Annotated in this window: 16 protein-coding genes; 12 read left to right on the top strand and 4 right to left on the bottom strand. The window is 68.3% G+C overall.

Annotated features, from left to right (window positions below; genetic code table 11):
* The first annotated feature begins 5 nt into the window (after positions 1–5).
* From H6717_04010 to H6717_03985, 6 genes are all read left to right on the top strand, one after another.
* On the top strand, positions 6–836 hold the full coding sequence (locus tag H6717_04010) for a YceI family protein (GenBank protein ID MCB9576185.1): 831 nt from the start codon (positions 6–8) through the stop codon (positions 834–836).
* A 121-nt stretch (positions 837–957) separates the two neighbouring features.
* A complete protein-coding gene (locus H6717_04005) occupies positions 958–1,398 on the top strand; it encodes a hypothetical protein (GenBank protein MCB9576184.1) in 441 nt (146 codons plus the stop codon).
* Positions 1,399–1,410: 12 nt separating this feature from the next.
* On the top strand, positions 1,411–2,283 hold the full coding sequence (locus tag H6717_04000; GenBank protein ID MCB9576183.1) for a DUF692 domain-containing protein: 873 nt from the start codon (positions 1,411–1,413) through the stop codon (positions 2,281–2,283).
* A 7-nt stretch (positions 2,284–2,290) separates the two neighbouring features.
* On the top strand, positions 2,291–3,079 hold the full coding sequence (locus H6717_03995) for a putative DNA-binding domain-containing protein (protein MCB9576182.1): 789 nt from the start codon (positions 2,291–2,293) through the stop codon (positions 3,077–3,079).
* A 52-nt stretch (positions 3,080–3,131) separates the two neighbouring features.
* Positions 3,132–5,216 carry an SUMF1/EgtB/PvdO family nonheme iron enzyme gene (locus H6717_03990; protein MCB9576181.1) on the top strand — a complete coding sequence of 695 codons (2,085 nt, stop codon included), beginning with the start codon at positions 3,132–3,134 and terminating at the stop codon, positions 5,214–5,216.
* A 63-nt stretch (positions 5,217–5,279) separates the two neighbouring features.
* A complete protein-coding gene (locus tag H6717_03985) occupies positions 5,280–7,862 on the top strand; it encodes a hypothetical protein (protein ID MCB9576180.1) in 2,583 nt (860 codons plus the stop codon).
* A gap of 36 nt (positions 7,863–7,898) precedes the next feature.
* Here the strand turns inward: H6717_03985 and H6717_03980 are convergent, their stop codons facing one another.
* Positions 7,899–9,560, bottom strand: coding sequence for a L,D-transpeptidase (locus H6717_03980; GenBank protein MCB9576179.1), 1,662 nt, complete (start codon positions 9,558–9,560; stop codon positions 7,899–7,901).
* Between the two features lie 154 nt (positions 9,561–9,714).
* Between H6717_03980 and H6717_03975 the strand changes: the two genes are divergently transcribed.
* The 5 genes from H6717_03975 (at position 9,715) to H6717_03955 (ending at position 15,461) form a co-directional block, all read left to right on the top strand.
* Positions 9,715–10,833 carry an acyl-CoA dehydrogenase family protein gene (locus H6717_03975; protein MCB9576178.1) on the top strand — a complete coding sequence of 373 codons (1,119 nt, stop codon included), beginning with the start codon at positions 9,715–9,717 and terminating at the stop codon, positions 10,831–10,833.
* Positions 10,834–11,034: 201 nt separating this feature from the next.
* Positions 11,035–11,685, top strand: coding sequence for a TetR/AcrR family transcriptional regulator (locus H6717_03970; GenBank protein ID MCB9576177.1), 651 nt, complete (start codon positions 11,035–11,037; stop codon positions 11,683–11,685).
* A 32-nt stretch (positions 11,686–11,717) separates the two neighbouring features.
* Positions 11,718–13,295, top strand: a complete 1,578-nt coding sequence (locus H6717_03965) for a DHA2 family efflux MFS transporter permease subunit (protein ID MCB9576176.1) — start codon at positions 11,718–11,720, stop codon at positions 13,293–13,295.
* Between the two features lie 3 nt (positions 13,296–13,298).
* A complete protein-coding gene (locus H6717_03960) occupies positions 13,299–14,564 on the top strand; it encodes an HlyD family secretion protein (GenBank protein MCB9576175.1) in 1,266 nt (421 codons plus the stop codon).
* Positions 14,565–14,606: 42 nt separating this feature from the next.
* Positions 14,607–15,461 carry an EAL domain-containing protein gene (locus H6717_03955; protein MCB9576174.1) on the top strand — a complete coding sequence of 285 codons (855 nt, stop codon included), beginning with the start codon at positions 14,607–14,609 and terminating at the stop codon, positions 15,459–15,461.
* Position 15,462: 1 nt separating this feature from the next.
* On the opposite strand, the gene H6717_03950 is transcribed toward H6717_03955, so the two are convergent.
* Positions 15,463–15,900, bottom strand: a complete 438-nt coding sequence (locus H6717_03950; protein ID MCB9576173.1) for a GNAT family N-acetyltransferase — start codon at positions 15,898–15,900, stop codon at positions 15,463–15,465.
* A gap of 85 nt (positions 15,901–15,985) precedes the next feature.
* On the opposite strand from H6717_03950, the gene H6717_03945 reads away from it, so the two are divergent.
* Complete coding sequence (locus tag H6717_03945; GenBank protein ID MCB9576172.1) at positions 15,986–16,492, top strand: hypothetical protein; 507 nt, start codon at positions 15,986–15,988, stop codon at positions 16,490–16,492.
* Between the two features lie 6 nt (positions 16,493–16,498).
* Here H6717_03945 and H6717_03940 read toward each other — a convergent pair whose 3' ends face one another.
* Together H6717_03940 and H6717_03935 are read right to left on the bottom strand one after the other, a co-directional pair.
* Positions 16,499–17,098, bottom strand: a complete 600-nt coding sequence (locus tag H6717_03940) for an RlmE family RNA methyltransferase (GenBank protein MCB9576171.1) — start codon at positions 17,096–17,098, stop codon at positions 16,499–16,501.
* The gene (locus tag H6717_03935; GenBank protein ID MCB9576170.1) at positions 17,099–17,977 is read right to left on the bottom strand and encodes a hypothetical protein; all 879 of its coding nucleotides are present in this window, start codon (positions 17,975–17,977) and stop codon (positions 17,099–17,101) included.
* Positions 17,978–17,979 lie beyond the last annotated feature (2 nt).

Genomic DNA, 17,979 nt, shown 5'->3' with positions numbered 1-17,979 from the left:
GGAGCATGCGTTTCGTCGAAGCCCTCCCGCTGCTGTTGCTGGTGGCCTGCTCCAAGAAGGAGCCGCCACCACCCGAACGCACGGCGCCGTGGCCCGCCACGCAGTCGAGCACGCGCCAAGAAGTCGCCGCGCAGCGGGTGAAGTACGTGGTGGACACGAACGGCGAGGCCCGGCTCTCGCTCAAGGCGAAAGAAGCCACGCCCAAGGGGCGCCTGCGGGTTGCCCGCGGCGAGCTGGACGTCGACCTGGCTGATCTCTCGCGTTCCCGCGGTACGGTGAGCATGGACGTCGCGTCCATCGTGATGGACGCTTCGGAGGAGGACGGCAGCGAACAGCTATCGCAGAAGGCGCGAAACTGGCTCGACGTCGGCTCCAGTCGGCCCGAGGCGGAGCGGGAACGATTGCGTTGGGCGAGCTTCGAGATCACGTCCATCGAGGAGCTGAGCAGTGACACGCCGTCGATGGGCAAGCGGGTTCACATCGAGCCGCCGGATGCCGGCGCAGACGCTGGAGACGCGGCCGTGGTCTCGGAGGAGGGACGCGCCATCACGCTGAAGGCACGGGGCCGCCTCACCCTGCACGGCTTCCGAGTAGAATGTGAAATTCCGCTGAGAGCGGTGTTCTTCTGGGACAAGCCCACGGAAACCGATGCGTCCCCCAAGCGCATGACCCTGGAGACCCGGCGACCTTTCCGTGTTGCGCTGCGGGCCCACGACATCACGGCGCGAAACGCCGCTGGCACACCCCTCGCGGAAGATGCCAAGCTGATCGGTGTACGCGTGGGACGGGAGGCCCGGGTAGAGCTGTCTCTATCGGCCCATCTGGCTGGGAAGTGAATTCTTGAAACCGACCTGCACGCTTCGCGTAAGCAGATCCGGCCCCCGAAAATCGATCGGAAACGGCCGATCCTTCGTAGTGACAACGGGGCCAAAATCAAGGCCTTCAAGGAGTGGGTTCATGTCGCACAAACTGTCGTTCTCAACCATTGCCGCTACCCTTGCCGCTCTCGGCGCCACCGTGGCCTGTGGCGGCTCAGCTCCCCCCGCCGAGAGCCCGGTAGGCGCGCAAGAGGTGCCGGCAGCCAGCGCCGAATCGGCGCCAGCGGACATGGCGGCTTCCGAGGAAGGCGCGACGGCGGAGACCGCCGAAGCGGCGACGGAAGCTCCGTCGGCGGAAGAAGCCGCCCCCAGCGGCGAGGCCGAGACCCCCGAGGCCGACGCCAAGAAGGAAACGGCGGAGACCAAGGATCCCAAGAAGGCCGCGGGCGCCAAGGCCTCCTGCGGTGCAGGCAGCTGCGGGGCGAGCAAGAAGAAGCCGGCAGCCAAGAAGGCCGCGCCCGCCCCCAAGAAGAAGGCCGGCGGAGCCAAGGCCGCTTGCGGCGCCGGCACCTGCGGCTGAGGAAACCACGTCATGACGCGGCGGAGCCCGGAGCAGACCCTCAGCGGTGTCGGCCTCGGGCTCCGTTGGGATTTCCTCGAGGAAGTGCTCGACGGTCCCGAGCTGGACGTCGCCTTCTTCGAGGTCTCGCCTGAAAACTACATGCGCCGCGGCGGGTGGTACCCCGCGGCGCTGGAACGGATCCGGGACCGCTATGCCGTGGTCACCCACGGCCTCACCCTGTCCTTGGGCGCCATCGAACCGCCGCCCAAGGACTACGTGCAGGAGCTCCGGCGAGAGATCGAACGGGTCGGCTCCCCGTGGCACTCGGATCATCTGTGCTTCAGCACCTCGGGGCCGCGCGTGCTGCACGATCTACTGCCGCTGCAGCAGAGCCGCGAGAACGTGCGTCGGGTCTCGGATCGCCTGCGCCAGATCCAGGATCAGCTGGCGGTGCCGATGGCGATCGAGAACATCTCCTGGTACGCGCACCCGGGCCGGCGGGAGCTGCCGGAAGCCGAGTTCATCTCGGAGATCTTGGAGCAGAGCGACACGGGCCTGCTCCTGGACGTGAACAACGTGTGGGTGAACGCCCAAAACCACGGCTTCGACGCTCGAAAGTTCATCGAGTGCTTGCCCCTCCAACGCGTGGTGCAGCTGCACGTGGCCGGCCACACCAAGACCGAGTCCGGGCTCATCATCGACACCCACGGCCGCGACGTGATCGAGCCGGTGATGGATCTTCTCGCTTTCACGGTGGAGAAGCTGGGGCCGGTGCCGGTGCTCCTCGAACGGGACAACGACATCCCGCCCCTCGAAACTTTGATGCAGGAGATCCGCGCGCTCCGCGAGGTGTACGACCGCGCGCTCCAGCGTCGCAGGGAAGGTCATGCAAGAAGCGCTTGAGCGGGCCATGGCGGAGCTCGTCTTCGGCCCCGCGCTCGACCCGGCGGATCACGACGGCGTGCTGCGCTGGCTCGAGCGCTCGGGCGTCACTCGGGAGGACAGCGCCGCGATCCTCGAGAGCGACCTCACGCGCCTGTTCGTGTACCGAGACCTGATCCGCGGCACCCTGTGGGAGGCGATGGACGTCTCGATGCCGCGGGTGGTCGCCCGCCTGGGAGACGTCTTCGAGGAGTACTTCGACCGCTTCTTGCTCGAGCGTGGGACCCGCACGCACTACCTGCGGGACGCCACACCGGAGCTGCTCGATTTCTGCGAGCCCCTGTGGAAGGACGATCCGCGTGTTCCGGCCTACATGATGCAGCTCGCTCGTCACGAGTACGTGCAGATCGAGGTCGGCGCGATGCAGGCCGGGTCGCCGGATCAGGAACCGGCGGAGCTCGACCTCGAAGCTCCCCTCGCCTTCGTCGAGGCCGTCCGGCTCATGCGCTACGACTGGGCGCTGCACGAGCTACCGGAAGACCCGAACGACGAGACGATCCCGGTGGAGCGGCCCACCGCCTTGTTCGTGTATCGCAATCCCGAGCACGAGGTTCGTTACCTGGAGCTGACGCCCCTGGCCGCCGCCATCCTCGAACGGGCCCTCGCTGGCGAAGCGCTGGGGCACGCCATCACCTCGGCCTGCCAGACCCAAGGTGTCGCGCTGGACGACGCCGTCCTCTCCGGCACGGCCAAGCTCCTGAGCGATCTGGCCCAGCGCGGCGCCCTGTTGGGTGCAAGACCAGGAAAGGACGCATGAAACAGCGGGAGGCGCTATGCTCCCCGGCCATGTGCTCGAAGGGAGCGCGGTCATGACGGGACGCGATCCGCTGAACATCGTCGGCCAGACCGTCGCCGAGAAATACGTGGTGGAAAAGCTCGTGGGCGAGGGCGGCTTCGCCGTCGTCTACCGCGCCAACCACAACATCTGGAACAAGCCCGTCGCCATCAAGTTCTTCAGCGAGCTGTCGTCCGCTCCCGTGGACCAGCGCGAAGAGCTGATGGAGTCCTTCGTGCAGGAGGGTGCGCTGCTCACGGAGCTGTCCAGCCAAACCGCCAGCATCGTCCAGGCCCGGGACGTGGGAACGTACACCACGCCGGAAGGCCGCTGGATGCCTTACATGGTGCTGGAGTGGCTCGAAGGTCGCTCGCTGGAAGAAGTGCTCGAAGCCGAGCACTCCGCGGGCAGACCCGCGTGGTCCCTCTCGGAAGTGCTGCGGGTGATCCGCCCCGCAGCGCACGCGCTGGACGTCGCCCACGGTCGCGGGATCGCCCACCGCGACGTGAAGCCCGCCAACATCTTCGTGCTCGGTGAGGACGCACGTGCTCCGGACGTCACGGTGAAGATCCTCGACTTCGGCGTCGCGAAGATGATCACCGACAACACGCAGATGAAAGCGGCGTTGGCGAAGACGGGCACCAACATCACCTCCTTCACGCCGCAGTACGGAGCGCCGGAGCAGTTCAGCCGCAGCTACGGCGCCACCGGTCCATGGACGGACGTGTTCGCGCTGGCACTGGTGGCCATCGAGATGCTGCGGGGCAAGCCCGCCCTGGAAGGCGACGACCTCATCCAGCTCGCCTACGCCGCGAGCAACCCCGCCGCGCGCCCCACGCCGCGCGGGCTCGGGCTCTCGGTGCCCGACGAGGTCGAGGCCGTGTTCCAGCGCGCCCTGGCGATGGCGACCACGCAGCGTTTCGCCCGCGCCGGGGAGTTCCTCCAGGCGCTGGAAGCCGCCATCGGCGGCGCCGCGCCGAGCCTCCGGGAAGGCGTGCTGTCGGGGGGCGCGCTGCCGGGCGAGGGCTTCGGCCTCGCGCGCACCGTCGCGGCGACGGATCCCGCGCTGTCCGGCCTGGGCACCACCGGCGGCAACGTCACCACCAACACTCCCGCGATGCTGGTCACCAGCACGCCCCAGCCCGTAGCGCCGCGCAGCAAAGCACCGCTCATCGCCGCCGCTGCGCTGGGCGTCTTGGCCATCGGCGGCATCGGAGCCTTCGTCGTGGCCTCGTCGAAGAGCGACGCAAAGCCCGCGGCCAGTGCAGAGGTCGCTTCCGCACCGGCGCCCAGCGCGTCTGCTGCGCCCGCTCCGAAGACCTGCCCCGACAACATGGTGAAGATCCCCGCGGGTCAGTTCTACATGGGCTCGGATCAGTCCGACGCGTTGGACAACGAGAAGCCCGCGCACAACGTGATGCTCGCCGCGTTCTGCATGGACAATTTCGAGGTGACGCGGGACCAGTACCTCACCTGTTCGCAGAGCGGAGCTTGTCCCCGGGCCGGTCGTGAAGCGAGCTGGCCCAACATCACGGACAAGGAGCGCGATGCCTATTCGCCGCTCTGCAACGGGGAGGCCGAGAGCCGCGGCAATCACCCCATCAACTGCGTGACCTGGCGGGATGCCGAAGCCTTCTGCCGCAAGAACGGTAAGCGTCTGCCCACCGAGGCGGAGTGGGAGTACGCCACTCGGGGCCCGGACGGTCGCGTGTACCCCTGGGGCGACGAAGCGCCGACGCACGACCACCTCAACGCCTGCGACAAGGAATGCGCGGCGTGGGCCAAGAAGGCCGGGGTCCACGTGGACGTCCTGTTCGAGGACGACGACGGCTTCGCCGCGACGGCGCCGGTCGGAAGCTTCCCCAAGGGACGCTCTCGCTTCGGTCCCTTCGACGTGGTGGGCAACGTGTGGGAGTGGGTCGCCGATTACTACGGTCCCTACGGCCCGGACGAGCTCAAGAACCCCACCGGCCCAAAGTCCGGGGACAAGCGCGTGATCCGCGGTGGCGCTTGGAACGGCGGCTACAACACCTGGCTTCGGCCCTCGTTCCGCTACGCCAACGATCCCAAGGTGCGAAGCCCGGCGATCGGCTTCCGCTGCGCCAAGTCCCTGGACTGAATTACTTTTGTTGGTCCGGCGCGGGCCCCTTCGCGGACGAAAGATGCTCTAGACTGCCCCCTGATGGGCAGAGGCCCCCTGGACCACCCGCGGCTCCTCGCCATCGAGCGCAAGCTCGATGCCGGCGAGGTCGACGAGGCCCAGCACATGCTGGCGCAGCTCGGAGACGTAGCGTTCTTCCGGGACGCGACCACTTACCTGGCGACCCGCGTGCTGTTCCTCCGTGGTCGGCTGAGCCCCGACGCGGTCGCCGAACGGCTGAGCGAGCTGCTCTCCCGCGTGGAGTACTTCCCCGAGGCGGCGGCGATGCTGTCCGCCGCGAGCGCTGGCACCTTGTCACCGGATCAGCCCTTCAAGAGCGCGAGCCTCAGACCCCGGTCCAAGTTGCCCGGGGAAGGCCAATCCGCTCCGGCGGTAGAGGTGGGCGTGGGCATGCTCACGATGGAGCCCACCATCAGCGACGCTCCGGACGACGGCGCGGACGACGACGGTGCGCTCATCATCGACGAAGCGGAAGTGTTGCGAGAGCCGGACATACCCCGAGCCGGACGCGTGCCTCGGTTCTCGCCACCACCGGATCCGAGCCCCAGCTATGCACCGGAGAAGGCTCCCGAGATCCCGAGCCTGGAGCCGCCCGGCGTCGACCTCGAGGGCGAGCGCGACACGCTCGACGACGAGCGCGACACGCTCGACGACGGCCACGACACGCTCGACGATGAGCGCGACACGCTCGACGACGAGCGCGACACGGACGTAGACGCCAAGGGCAGCGGGTACTCCAAGGTCCCCGTCGCGGAAGTGATCGCCATCCGCCCGGGCACGCGTCCCCCGAGCGCGTTTGGCGACGAGCCGCCGACCACACCGGACGACACGCGAAGGCCTCGACCGCCCCCCGGGCAGGCGACGGTCCCCGAGCTTCGGATCCGATCCGGCGTCCCTCCCGTGGAGGCGGCGCTGGCACCCAAGAGCTTGTTCGAAATCGCCGCCCTGGCCGACGAAGCAAGGCTCCCCGAGGCGCTGCAAGCGCTGGAGCAGAACGCCGCGGAGCTGGGCGCCGACGGCGCGTTGCTGCACGCGCGGCTGCTCGAACGCGCCGAACGGCGGGGCGACGCCCTGAGCGTGCTCTTGCGCCTGGCCAAGGCACCGCTCCTCGATCCGGAAGTGCGAGCTGGTGCGGCGCGCCTGCTCGTGGAGCTGGGCAAGCCCGAGCTCGGCTTGGAGCAAGCCCGCAGCGCGTTTCGCGACGACGCGGACTCCGCCATCGTGCGCCTGTCGCTGGCGTGGGCGGCCATTCGCGTGGCGCGGGAGCGCGACGCGGCGGAGCTGTGTGACGAGGCCGAGAAGGCCATCTCGAACGTCAAGCCGCGGAGCGTCCCGCTGCCGGCGCTGCTCTCGGCGGTGCGCGCGTGGCTGCTGGTGGAGAGCGGCGCCGCGGATCGCGCCGTGGCCGCCGCGGGGCGCGCGCTGCACGGTGACGGCCACTCCGCGGACGCCCTCGCGGCGCTGGCGCTGGGGTCGGCGATGCTCGGGCGGCAGCATGACGCGCGCCAGGCGTGGGTGCGTCTGTCGAGCGTGGACGAGAGCACGGCACAGCTGATCCGAACGCGGGTGGAAGCCGCGGGTGTGTCCTTGACGGAAGCCGAGCCCACCGCCTTCGGCCACAGCTTGCCGGCGGAGCAGAGCGTGTGGGAGCCCGTGGAGCTGACGATTGCCGACGGGCACTTCGAAGAAGCCGCGGCCGCCATCGAGCAACTGGCAAAGGACGCCGTCGCCCACGTGACCAAGCGCGGAGGCGGCGAGCTGACGATCTTCGGCGCGGTAGCAGCGAGCTTCTTCACCACCGCGCCCGCGTTTCGCGATTTCGCGCCCTGGGATTTCTCCTTGTGGAGCATCGCGCGTTTGGACGCGGCGCTTGCGTTGCTCTACGGCGAGGGGCGCAGCACCAGCGCGCCGTCCGACGAGCGGCCGCTGCTGCTGTTGCTCGGAGCCTACCTGGGAGAAGCCCTTCGGCAGCCGTATGGCATCGCGTGGCAGGGCAACCTGGACCATCCCGAGACCGCTCGGCTGATCCACGGCGACCACGAGCTGTCGCCCTTCGCCATGGTGGAGGCGCGGATGCGACGGGGCACCGCGCTCGAGAGCGAGGGCATCCTCGGGCTCGAGCGGGCGCACCCCGGAGCGGAACCTTGGGCGCACCGCACGCGGGTACCGGTGGAGCCGCCCTGCCCGTGGCAGGGCGAGTGGCCGGACCCGTCCGCCATTCCGTTCATCGGACGAGCGGTGTCGCGGTCGCCCATCGCCGCCTGGTGCCAGCGCCACGCGGAAGGGCCGCTCGACCGCAGCCTCGCCAGCCTGGCCGCCGCCGACACGTACCTGGCCCTGCTCGCTCCCCCGCGAGCGCCGCGCAGCGAGGAGCCGGCGTGGGCCGTGCGCGCGGCCGTGAGCATTGGCGCCTATCTCGGAGAGACTCTACGCGCGAGCGCGGGCGCCGAGTGGGCGCTGGAGAGTGCGACCTCCGGCCCAGCCGGTATCGTGCTGCGCCTCGGTGAAGCGGAGCTCAAGCCGCTCGAGCGTGTGTGGCTCCGACTGCAGAACCAGGTCGGACCGCTCGCCGACTATGCCGAACGGGCAGCGCGCGGCGCGTGACGGGGCTCGCGCCGCACCAACAAAGGCAGACGAATCTCAGGGGTGGATGTAGACGAGGGTGCCGTCCCGCAGGCTCATCGCGCCATGCCAACCTTCCGGCACCGGCGGATCCGTCCAGGAGAACAGCCAGCGCGCGTCGCGCGGCGAAAGGTTGATGCAGCCGTGGCTCCGGGGCTTGCCGAAGGAGTCGTGCCAATAGGCGGCGTGCAGGGCATAGCCTTCGGTGAAGTACTGCACGTAGGGAACGTCACGCAGATCGAATTCGTCGCCCACTTCGTCGCCGCTCATGGTGGCGGTCACGTGCTTGGTGTGGATCAAGAACTGCCCGCGCACGGTGGAGTGCGTTTCCTTCGGATCCCCCAGGCCGTCGGCGCCGGTGCTCACCAGCGTCACGTACACGGCCTTGTCGCCCTCGTAGGCCACCAGCGTCTGGTGCAGGATGCTCACCTCGATCCAGGTGCGCCCGGGCGTGGCCCAGCCCGGCTTCTTCTTCATCGGGTCCACGCGCACCAGGTTCTCGTCGCGGATCCAGTCGCCACCCTGGGTCTCGAGCCAGGTGACGCCGCCAACGCGCAAGCGCTTGCTCTTCACGGCGATCGCCTCGCGGTAGCCGAGCTCGCGCCCCACGCTGATCTTCGAGCGCGGATCCCCCTGGTACAGGCGCGCCCCGCGAGCGCGCACGAACACCACCGGCAGGCTGGCGTCCCCCGAGAGCGCCAGACCCTCGAACTCGCTGGGAGTGACGCGCTTCATGCGATCCAGCGGCATCACGTCCAGATCCACGCTGAGCCCGAAGGCGCGGCCCTGGGACTCGAAGAAGCTCAAGAAGGCGAAGCCGCTCTTCACCATCGCGCGTCCGGTGTACACCGAACCCGGCGAGTGGCGCACACCACCCCAAGTGAAGGCCGGAGCGCCGTCCTCGAGCATCTCGGGAATGGGGCCGAGGACGACTCCGTCCCACTCCTTGGTCTGCGACAGGGACAGGTGTTTGGCGAGCTCTTGTTCCACCTGGCGCTGTTCGCGCTCGGTCGGAACCTTGGTGTAGAAGGGCGGCGTGGGGAAGCGCGCCATGCCGTACTCGTAGGGCATGGGCGCGCTGCGATCCGGACCTCGGCGCGCCGCCACCGCAATGGGATGCGAGAGATCGAGGGTGGCGGTCTTGCCCACGCACACGTAGCCCTCCGGGGAGATCTCGTACCATCCGCCCTCGCACCCGCGATTGCCGACGGGCTTCGCGCTGCGAGACACCACGGCTCCGGCACGCAGGTAGCCGATCTTCTTCGACTGCCAGCTCGGCCGCAGCATCACGTAGGTCTCCCGCGCGATGGACGCCAAGGCGCGATCCGGATCGATGCGGGCGAGCGAGAACGCGGGGGGTGGCTTGGGCTGAGCCGCCGGATCCACGGACAGCGGCTCGGTCATGGCGGCGGGCACCACCTCGCGCTCGAGCTCCGCGACCTGATCCGGCGTGGGCGCCGGCCAGTCCCCGCGCGCATCCTTGCCCAGTGCACCGATGTCGGGCTCGAACAGACCCCGCCGACTCACGAGGCGGCTAGCGGCCTCCGCGCCCGCCCTGGTGACGGCCGTCATCGTCGACGCATGCTCCGCTCCGCTCTGCGCGCGGGTCGCAGGGCAGCTCGTGGTGGCGAGAGCGGCGAGCCCGAGGCTCGCTACCGCCAGCTGGCGGGCGATGGGCATGGTCCCGGGATCGCTTAGCGAAGGGCCTGGGTGCTGGCCCAGTTTCCGGCGACGCCCCCGCCCGATCCCGTGGTATTCGCCTGCCATGGCCCGCGATCCCCTCACCCTCGACGCCCTCTCCGCCCTCGACGCCCACCTCTCCGAAGAGGAGCGCATGATCCGCGACACCGTGCGGCGGCTGGTCCGAGAGCGTTACCTGCCGCGAGCCGGGGAGCTGTACGAGAAGGAGCAGTTCCCCATGGACCTGATCGGTGAGATGGCCGAGATGGGTCTGCTCGGCGCGGGGCTGTCGGGCTACGGCTGCGCCGGTATGAGCGCGGTGCAGTACGGCCTCATCCTGCAAGAGCTCGAGTACGGGGACAGCGGCCTTCGGAGCTTCGTGAGCGTGCAGGGCTCGCTGGCGATGTACTCGATCTACGCCTACGGCTCCGAGGAGCAGAAGCAGAAGTACCTGCCGGAGATGGCGCAAGGCAAGATCATCGGCTGCTTCGGCCTCACCGAGCCGGACAGTGGATCCGATCCCGGCTCGATGACCACCCGCGCGCGCAAGGACGGCGACAGCTACGTGCTCAATGGCACCAAGATGTGGATCACCAACTCGCCCATCTCGCACCTGGCCGTGGTGTGGGCCAAGGTGGACGACGGCGACGTGGAGTCCATCCGCGGCTTCATCGTGGAGCGCGGAACCCAAGGCTTCGACACGCCCCGCATCCACGGCAAGATGAGCCTGCGCTCCAGCGAGACCGGCGAGATCGTGCTGGACGACTGTCGCGTTCCCGCAGAAAACATGCTGCCGAGCGGCTCGGGTCTCAAGGCGCCTCTCGGCTGTCTCACGCAAGCGCGCTTCGGGATCTCCTGGGGCGCCCTGGGCGCTGCCAAGGCCTGCTTCGAGTCCACCGTGGACTACGCGAGAAACCGCGTGCAGTTCGGCGTGCCGATCGCGTCCAAGCAGCTGATCCAGGCGAAGTTCGCCGACATGGCCAGCGAGATCATCAAGGGGGATCTGCTCGTGCTCCACTACGGCCGCATGAAGGACGCCCAAGGCGGCAAGCTGCTCCCCGCCCAGGTCAGCCTGTGCAAGCGCAACAACGTGGCCGCCTCCCTCGAGATCGCCCGCGCCTGCCGCGGCATCCTGGGCGGCAACGGCATCTTGCTCGAGTACCCCGCCATCCGACACATGCTGAACCTCGAGAGCGTCGTCACCTACGAGGGCACCCACGAGGTTCACACCCTGGTGCTGGGCCAGGCCTTCACCGGCTTGAACGCGTTCTGATCGCGGCTTGATTTTGTCGGGGCGGCGCGAGCCCCGTCGCGCCCATTCGGGTCCGCCCGAGGCCCGTCGCGCCCGCTCGGGTCGGCTCTGAATCCTGCGCAGTGCAGGGTCCGGATCTGCGCGATCCACCACATTTTCGTCGCCGCGGCGCTCACCCCCCTTGCACCCGTTGGCGCGGGCTCTAAACTCCCCATTCACTCCATGAATCCAGATTCAGAAAGTGATGCCGGAGCCCACAAGAACCTCCGTCAGCGGCTGAAAGAAGCCACGCGGGACGCCATCCTGGTGTCGGCCGAACAAGTGTTCGGCAAGGACGGGCTTCACGCCGCACGGATGGAAGACGTGGCCCAGAGCGCCGGGGTGAGCGTGGGCACGCTGTACAACTACTTCCACGACCGCGCCGGCCTCGTGGACGCGCTGCTCGAAGAGCGGCGCGCCGGCCTGGTGAAGAAGCTCGACGGCGCCCTGAGCGAAGTGGACGAACGGCCCTTCGCCGAGCAGCTCGAGACGGTGCTGCACGTGCTCCTGGCGCACTTCGAGGCGCACCGGCAGTTCCTCTCGATCGTGATGCAGGGCGAGCACGCCCAGGACTCGTCGGTGTTCCCCGCGTCACGGCGTCCGCGGGAGACCATGCGCGCCGTATATCTCCGGCTCGCGGAGCTGTCGGAGCGCGGCGTGCAGAGCGGCGAGCTGCGGGCGAAGTCCGCCGATCTCTACGCCGCTCTCTTGATGGGCATGATCCGCAGCCTGCTCATTCGCACGCTGTACGAGACGGAGGCGACCAGCCCCGTCACCGAGCGAGCGCCGGAGCTCGCTGCCTTCTTCCTCCACGGCGCCGCCACCCAGCGATGACCACCGCCAGCCTCACCGCCGGCGCCGGGACGATGGCCCGCGCGCCCACCAACAAATGGCTCGTCACCATTTCCGTGACCTTCGGCACGCTGATGGGCACCATCGATTCGTCCATCGTGAACGTGGCCATCCCGCATCTGCGCGGGGCGGTGGGGGCGAGCATCACGGAGATCACCTGGGTGAGCACGGGCTTCGTGATCGCCACCGTGATCGTGATGCCGCTGACGGCATTTCTCGGGCGCTTCTTCGGGCAGAAGAACTTCTACATGTTCAGCCTGATCCTGTTCCTGGTGGGCTCCGCCCTGTGCGGCACCGCCCGCAGCCTGGAGGCCCTGGTGGCCTTCCGGGCCATACAGGGGCTGGGCGCCGGCGCGCTGCAGCCCACGGAACAGGCCATCTTGCGCCAGACCTTTCCGCCGGAGGAGCAAGGCATGGCCATGGCCTTGTTCGGAATGGCGGTGATGATAGGGCCCGCCGTCGGCCCCACGCTGGGCGGCTGGATCGTCGACAACTACAGCTGGGAGTGGATCTTCTACATCAACCTTCCGGTCGGCGCCCTGGGGCTCTTCATGGTGTCGCGCTTCGTGCAGGAGCCGGACGACATCCGCGCGGCCAATCGTGAGATGGCAGATCGCCAGCGCAAGAACTTGGACTGGATCGGCATCTCCCTTTTGTGCGTCGGGCTCGCCTCGCTGCAGTACATGTTGGAAGAGGGCCAAGGGGACGACTGGTTCCAATCCCGCGTGATCGTCACCATGGCGGTGATCGCGTTCTTCTCCCTGGCAGCGTTCACCATTCGCGAGCTCACGGCGCCGGTACCCGCCGTCGATCTTTCCTTGTTTCGCGATCGCGTATTTTTGTCCGGCACGCTGATCGGCGCGCTGATGTTCGCCATGCTGATGGCCAACATGTTCCTGCTGCCGCTGTTCATGCAGGAGTTGCTCGGCTTCACCGCCACTCAAAGCGGCTTGGCGATGATGCCGCGGGTGTTGATCATGATGCTGGTCACGCCTTTCGTCGGCCGCATGTACAACTCCGTCTCGCCGCGGCTAATCGTGGGCGTGGGCGTGCTGCTGTTCTCCATCGGCGCCTACCAGATGAGCCATTTCACGCTGGAAACCACCGCCAGCGGCATCGTCAGCGCCATCTTGATCCAGGGCGTGGGCTTCAGCTGCCTGTTCGTGCCGCTGACCACGGCCGCCCTGAGCAGCATCGAGCGCAAACGCCTCACCGACGCCACGGGCCTGAACTCTCTCTTGCGTCAGGTGGGTGGGTCGGTGGGATTGGCCGTATTCGCCACTTTCCTCACACGCTACGCGGTCGAAGCAAAGGCGAGCATCGCCGCCCACCTCGATCCCGCGCGACCTGAGGTCGCCGAACGCGTCGCGATGGCAACGAGTGCTTTGCAGAGCCACGGGATGGACGCCGCGTCTGCGACTCGAACCGCTCACGGGATGTTGGCCGGCTCCGTAGCGCGCCAGGCCATGCTCCTCTCCTTCGAGAAGCTGTTTCTACTGAGCGGAATCCTGTTCCTCGGCGTGCTGCCGATTCTGATCTTTCTGAAGGCCAAGCGGGTCGCCGGACCCCGGCCTCATCTCGAGATGGAGTGATTGATGAGCCCTCCGAAGTCATCCGCCGCCGAAAAGCTCGACACGCCCGCGCCGATCAGCTCCAAGGAGAGGAAGCCCGAGGTGCGCGAGGCACCGGTCCAGACCAAGAAGCGAAGTCCCAAGAGACCCCTCATCATCTTGGGCGTGCTGTTCGTGGTGGTCGTGGGCGGCATCGGCGTGTATTCGCTCATGACCGCCAACCAGGAGACCACCGACGACGCCCAGGTGGAGGCGGACATCGTGCCCGTCGGCGCGCGCACCGGAGGTCAGGTCCAGAAGGTCCTGGTCACGGACAACCAGCACGTGAAGAAGGGGGAGTTGTTGGTGGAGCTGGACCGAGAAACGCCGCAAGCCAAGGTCACCCAGGCGGAAGCGGAGCTCGAGACGGCCAAGGCCAACGCCGACGCGGCGGACGCCTCGTCCACCGTGAGCGTGGCGTCCGCCAAGGGCGGGCTCACCAGCGCCCGAGCCAGTGTGAGCACCTCCGCCGAAGCGGTGACCACGGCTCACGCACGGGTCAAGGCGGCCGAAGCAGCGAAAAAGCGCGCCGAAGCGGAGGCACGGCGCACCGCCCTGTCGCGCGCCCGCACCCAGGAGTTGTTCTCACGCTCGGCGGTGTCGCAGCAGGAGCTCGACAACGCCATCGCGGCCGACGACGCCGCGAAGGCTGGGGTGGATCTGGCACAAGCGGAGCTCGAGGCGGCCAAGCAGAACGAGCGCATGGCCAAGAGCCAAGTCTCCGAGGCACGGGGACGGCTGGATCAGAGCACGCCCATCGACTCTCGCATCGCCGTGGCCAAGGCCCAGGCCACGTTGGCCCACGCACGCGTGAAGAGCGCGACGGCGGCCCTCGAGCTCGCGAAGCTACAGCTCTCCTACACCCGCATCGAGGCTCCCGCAGACGGCATCGTCTCGCGGCTCTCGGTGCACGTGGGACAGCTGGTTCAACCCGGGCAGCCCATCGCGGAGTTCGTACCCACCGCCACCTACGTCGTCGCCAACTTCAAGGAAACACAAATCGCCCGCATCAAGGCCGGGGACCGCGCAGTGGTCGAGCTCGACGCCTTTCCCGGCAGGGAGTTCGAAGGCACCGTGGAGAGCCTGAGCGCCGCCACCGGCGCGCGCTTCTCGCTGATTCCTCCAGACAACGCGTCGGGCAACTTCGTCAAGGTCGTTCAGCGGGTGCCGGTCCGCGTGCACTGGAAGGGCGATCCCGGCGACATCATGCGCGCGGGGCTTTCCGCCGAAGTGACGGTCCACGTGAAGTGACGCGGGCCGCCATGGTACGGTTCGGGTTTTGGGGCAGCAGCAATGAAGCGCAGCCAACGCCAGACCGTTCCCGCAGGCACGCCCCGCACCAACCGCTTGTCGGACGCGCCGTCCGCGGTGAACGCTGCCTTCGACGAGGACGCCCACGACTCCCTGACGGCCCTCCGTAGCTTCGTGGCGCCAGAAGATTTGTCGGTGGTGTTCCAGCCCATCATCGACATCACGTCCGGCCGGACCTTCGCGTATGAAGCGCTGGTTCGCTGCCGGGTAGTCGAGTACAAAAATCCGATCCGCCTCTTCGAGAAAGCCGTCGAGCTCGGCTGTGCCGGACGCCTGGGCCGCATGATCCGCGAGATTGGCGTGCCCCACGGTAGCGGCAAGCCGCTGTTCGTGAACATCCATCCGAAAGAGCTGAGCGAAGGCTGGCTGGTGCGACCCGACGATCCGATCCTGAGTCACGACGACGACGTGTATCTGGAGGTGACGGAGTCGGTGCCCCTCAGTCACTACGAGCTGTGCATGAGCGTGCTGAAGGAGGTCGTGAGCCACGTCGGGGTTCACCTGGTGGTGGACGATCTCGGCGCCGGCTACTCGAACCTCAAGCGCATCTCGGACCTCGAGCCCAAGGTCGTGAAGCTCGACCGGGACTTGATCATGGGCCTGGATCGCAGCCGCCGACAGCAGGAGCTGGTCACCGCCGTCGTGGACTTGTGCCGGCGCCTGGGGGCCACGGTGGTCGCCGAGGGCATCGAGACCCACGACGAGTACTCCGCTGTCCTGGATACGGGCACCGAATACGGCCAGGGCTTCTTGTTCGCGCGGCCGAGCTTCCCGCCGCCAGAAGTGAGCTTCCCTCCGGCCGCGGAAACGACGTCCGTGCGCAAGATCCGCGGCTGAGTCACAGCTTCTTCGACATCTCCAGCGCGTCTTGCCCACGAGAGTAGTAGCGGGGCAGGCGCCGGGTGATGCGATAGCCCGACCGAAGGAACAGATCGAGGGCCGCCAAGTTGGTCTCCGCGGTGGCCAGCGTCATGCGCGCCGCGCCGTTTCTCTTGGCCACGCGTTCCGCGCCGGCGAGGAGCTGCCGACCGACGCCGGTCCCGCGATGCTCCGCGGTGACGGCGATCGCGTCGAGGCGCGCCGTCGGACCGTGCACTACCACGGCGAACCCGACGACCCGATCCGTCACGCTCGCCACCAGCGTTTCCGCGCCGGACCGACAAACCATCTTCTCGGCATGGGCAGCGGCAGTCGCCGAGTACTCGGCGAACGCTTCGACGGCCAGCCGAACGATCGCCGCATCGTCCGTGGGGCGGCGCGTTCGCAGGGCAGCCATGTACGAGAGTGTGGGATTCGCGCGGGCAGCTCACAACCCGTGATAGAGTGCTGCCCGCGGGCGGGGTCCGCGTGGGAGGCGAACGATGCATCGAAGCATTTTTTGGGGTGTTGTCTCGGTGATGGTGCTGACGTCGGCGTGCGGCAGCGACGACAGCGAAGGAGGCAGCGGCGGCAGCAGCAACACCGGAGGGAGCGGCGGCGCGGCGGGGGGCAGCACCGGCGGCAACTCCGGCACCGGAGGCAGCGCGGGCGGCGGGACCGGGGGCAGTGGCGGGGGCGGCACCGGTGGCATGGCGGGCAGCGGCGGCAGCGCAGGCGGCGGCACCGGCGGGGCGGCGGGAGCTGCGGGCTCGGCGGGCTCGGGCCCGAACGACTGCGAGAGCTGTATCGGTCAGCACTGCGCCACGGAGTTCGCGGCCTGCAACGGGGACACGGACTGCGCCGCGATCATCACCTGCATCCAGGGGTGTCAGACCAATCCGTCCGCGGGCTGCGAGGACGCCTGCGTCACCTCCAACCCCAACGGCAAAGCGAAGTTCGACACCTTGAGCGGGTGCATCGGCACCAACTGCTCGACCGTGTGCAAGTGACTCGCCTCAACGCCTGAGGCCGACCCCCACCAGGAACACCTCCGAGCTCTGCTGCCGCGTTCCACTCGGGCGGATGGTCTTTTCGCTCTCGAAGTGGTCGCGCACGGCCTGCCGGGCAGCCGTGAATTCGGCGCTCATGAACAGCTTGCCCACGAAGTGGCTGCCCGGCGCGCCCAGAGCAACGGCGACGGCGAGGGCCCGCATGAACAGCTCCGCGGACCGCGCCTGATCCTGGATCTTGGAGCCGCTCGTCCTCGGCGCCATGTCGCTGAGCACGAGGTCGTAAGGGCCTTCGGACGCCAGCGCATCGTTGTCCAGGTCCAGGGCATCGCCCTGGAGCACGGTCACGTTCTTGCCGAAGGCTTGGGTGATCTCCGACAGGTCCACCGCGAACACGTGCCCCGTCGGACCCACCCGCTGGCTCGCATACAAGCTCCACGAGCCAGGCGCGGCGCCGAGATCCAGCACCCGCTGCCCCGGTTTGAGGAGTCGCAGGCGGCGATCGATCTCTTCCAGCTTGAACACACTGCGCGCGGGGTAGCCCTGCGCCTTGGCTTGCCGCGTGCGCGCGTCGGCACCGCGGTACGAGCTCCGACCGCGGCTCACTCAACCGTCCTTCCAGACGTAGGCCGCAATGCCTTCGTACTGGTAGCCGGACTGTGCCACGGCACTGTCTCTTTCGGTCGCACTCGTGGTGTAGAAGTGATCGCCAATGGACGACTTGTTCAGGCGATAGAGCGGCACGGCGCCGCAGGTCGCCTGATCCGCCGCGTAGCCCAAGATGCCCTCTTGGGTTCCGGCCCCCTCACAGCTGGCGCTCTTGGTGTAGAAGTGCTTCCCGTTGCTCGAGAGGCATCGGTAGAACGCCGACAAGCCGCTCTGGGAAGCGGAGTACAGGTAGTAGAAGTTGGAGGCCTCGAGGGTGAAGCCACAGCACACCGCCTCGCTGGCGCTCGTGGTGTAGAAATGCTCGCCGGTGGCGGCGCTCACGGAGCGATACACGCCGTGACGGCAGCCTGCGCCGTCGTCGCACTTCCCGTTGCAGTCGTCGTCCGCGAGGTTGCACGACTCCGTGGCGGGCTGGGGCGCGCTGCACGCTTGCCACTGCCCCGCAGAGCAGGTTTGGGTGCCCGTTCCGCACGCGGTCGAGCAGCTTTGGCTGAGGTTGTCGTCGACTTGGCCGTTGCAGTCGTCGTCCAGGTTGTTGCACGTCTCCGCGGACGCCACGCAACCGCCGCCGGAGCCGCCCGCACCACCGCCGGTTCCCCCGCTGCCACCCGCGGCGGCTCCCCCGAGCCCGGCGCCGCCGCCGCTGTTTCCGCCATCGGGCCAGGGTCCGCCGTCAGCGGTGCCCTTGCTCCCCCCACTGCCTGCGCCCCCGCTGCTCGCACCGCCGCTACCCGGCGGCCGGCCCACGTCGTCTTCGGTGCTGCCCGCACAACCCACCAGGGCGAGCAGCAGCGCGGCGGCGAAAGCGCGACCCATGC

The sequence above is a fragment of the Polyangiaceae bacterium genome (genome assembly GCA_020633235.1).
Classification (GTDB): domain Bacteria; phylum Myxococcota_A; class Polyangia; order Polyangiales; family Polyangiaceae; genus JACKEA01.
The sequence above is the reverse complement of the archived record's forward strand: the minus strand, read 5'-3'. Positions and strand labels throughout refer to the sequence as shown.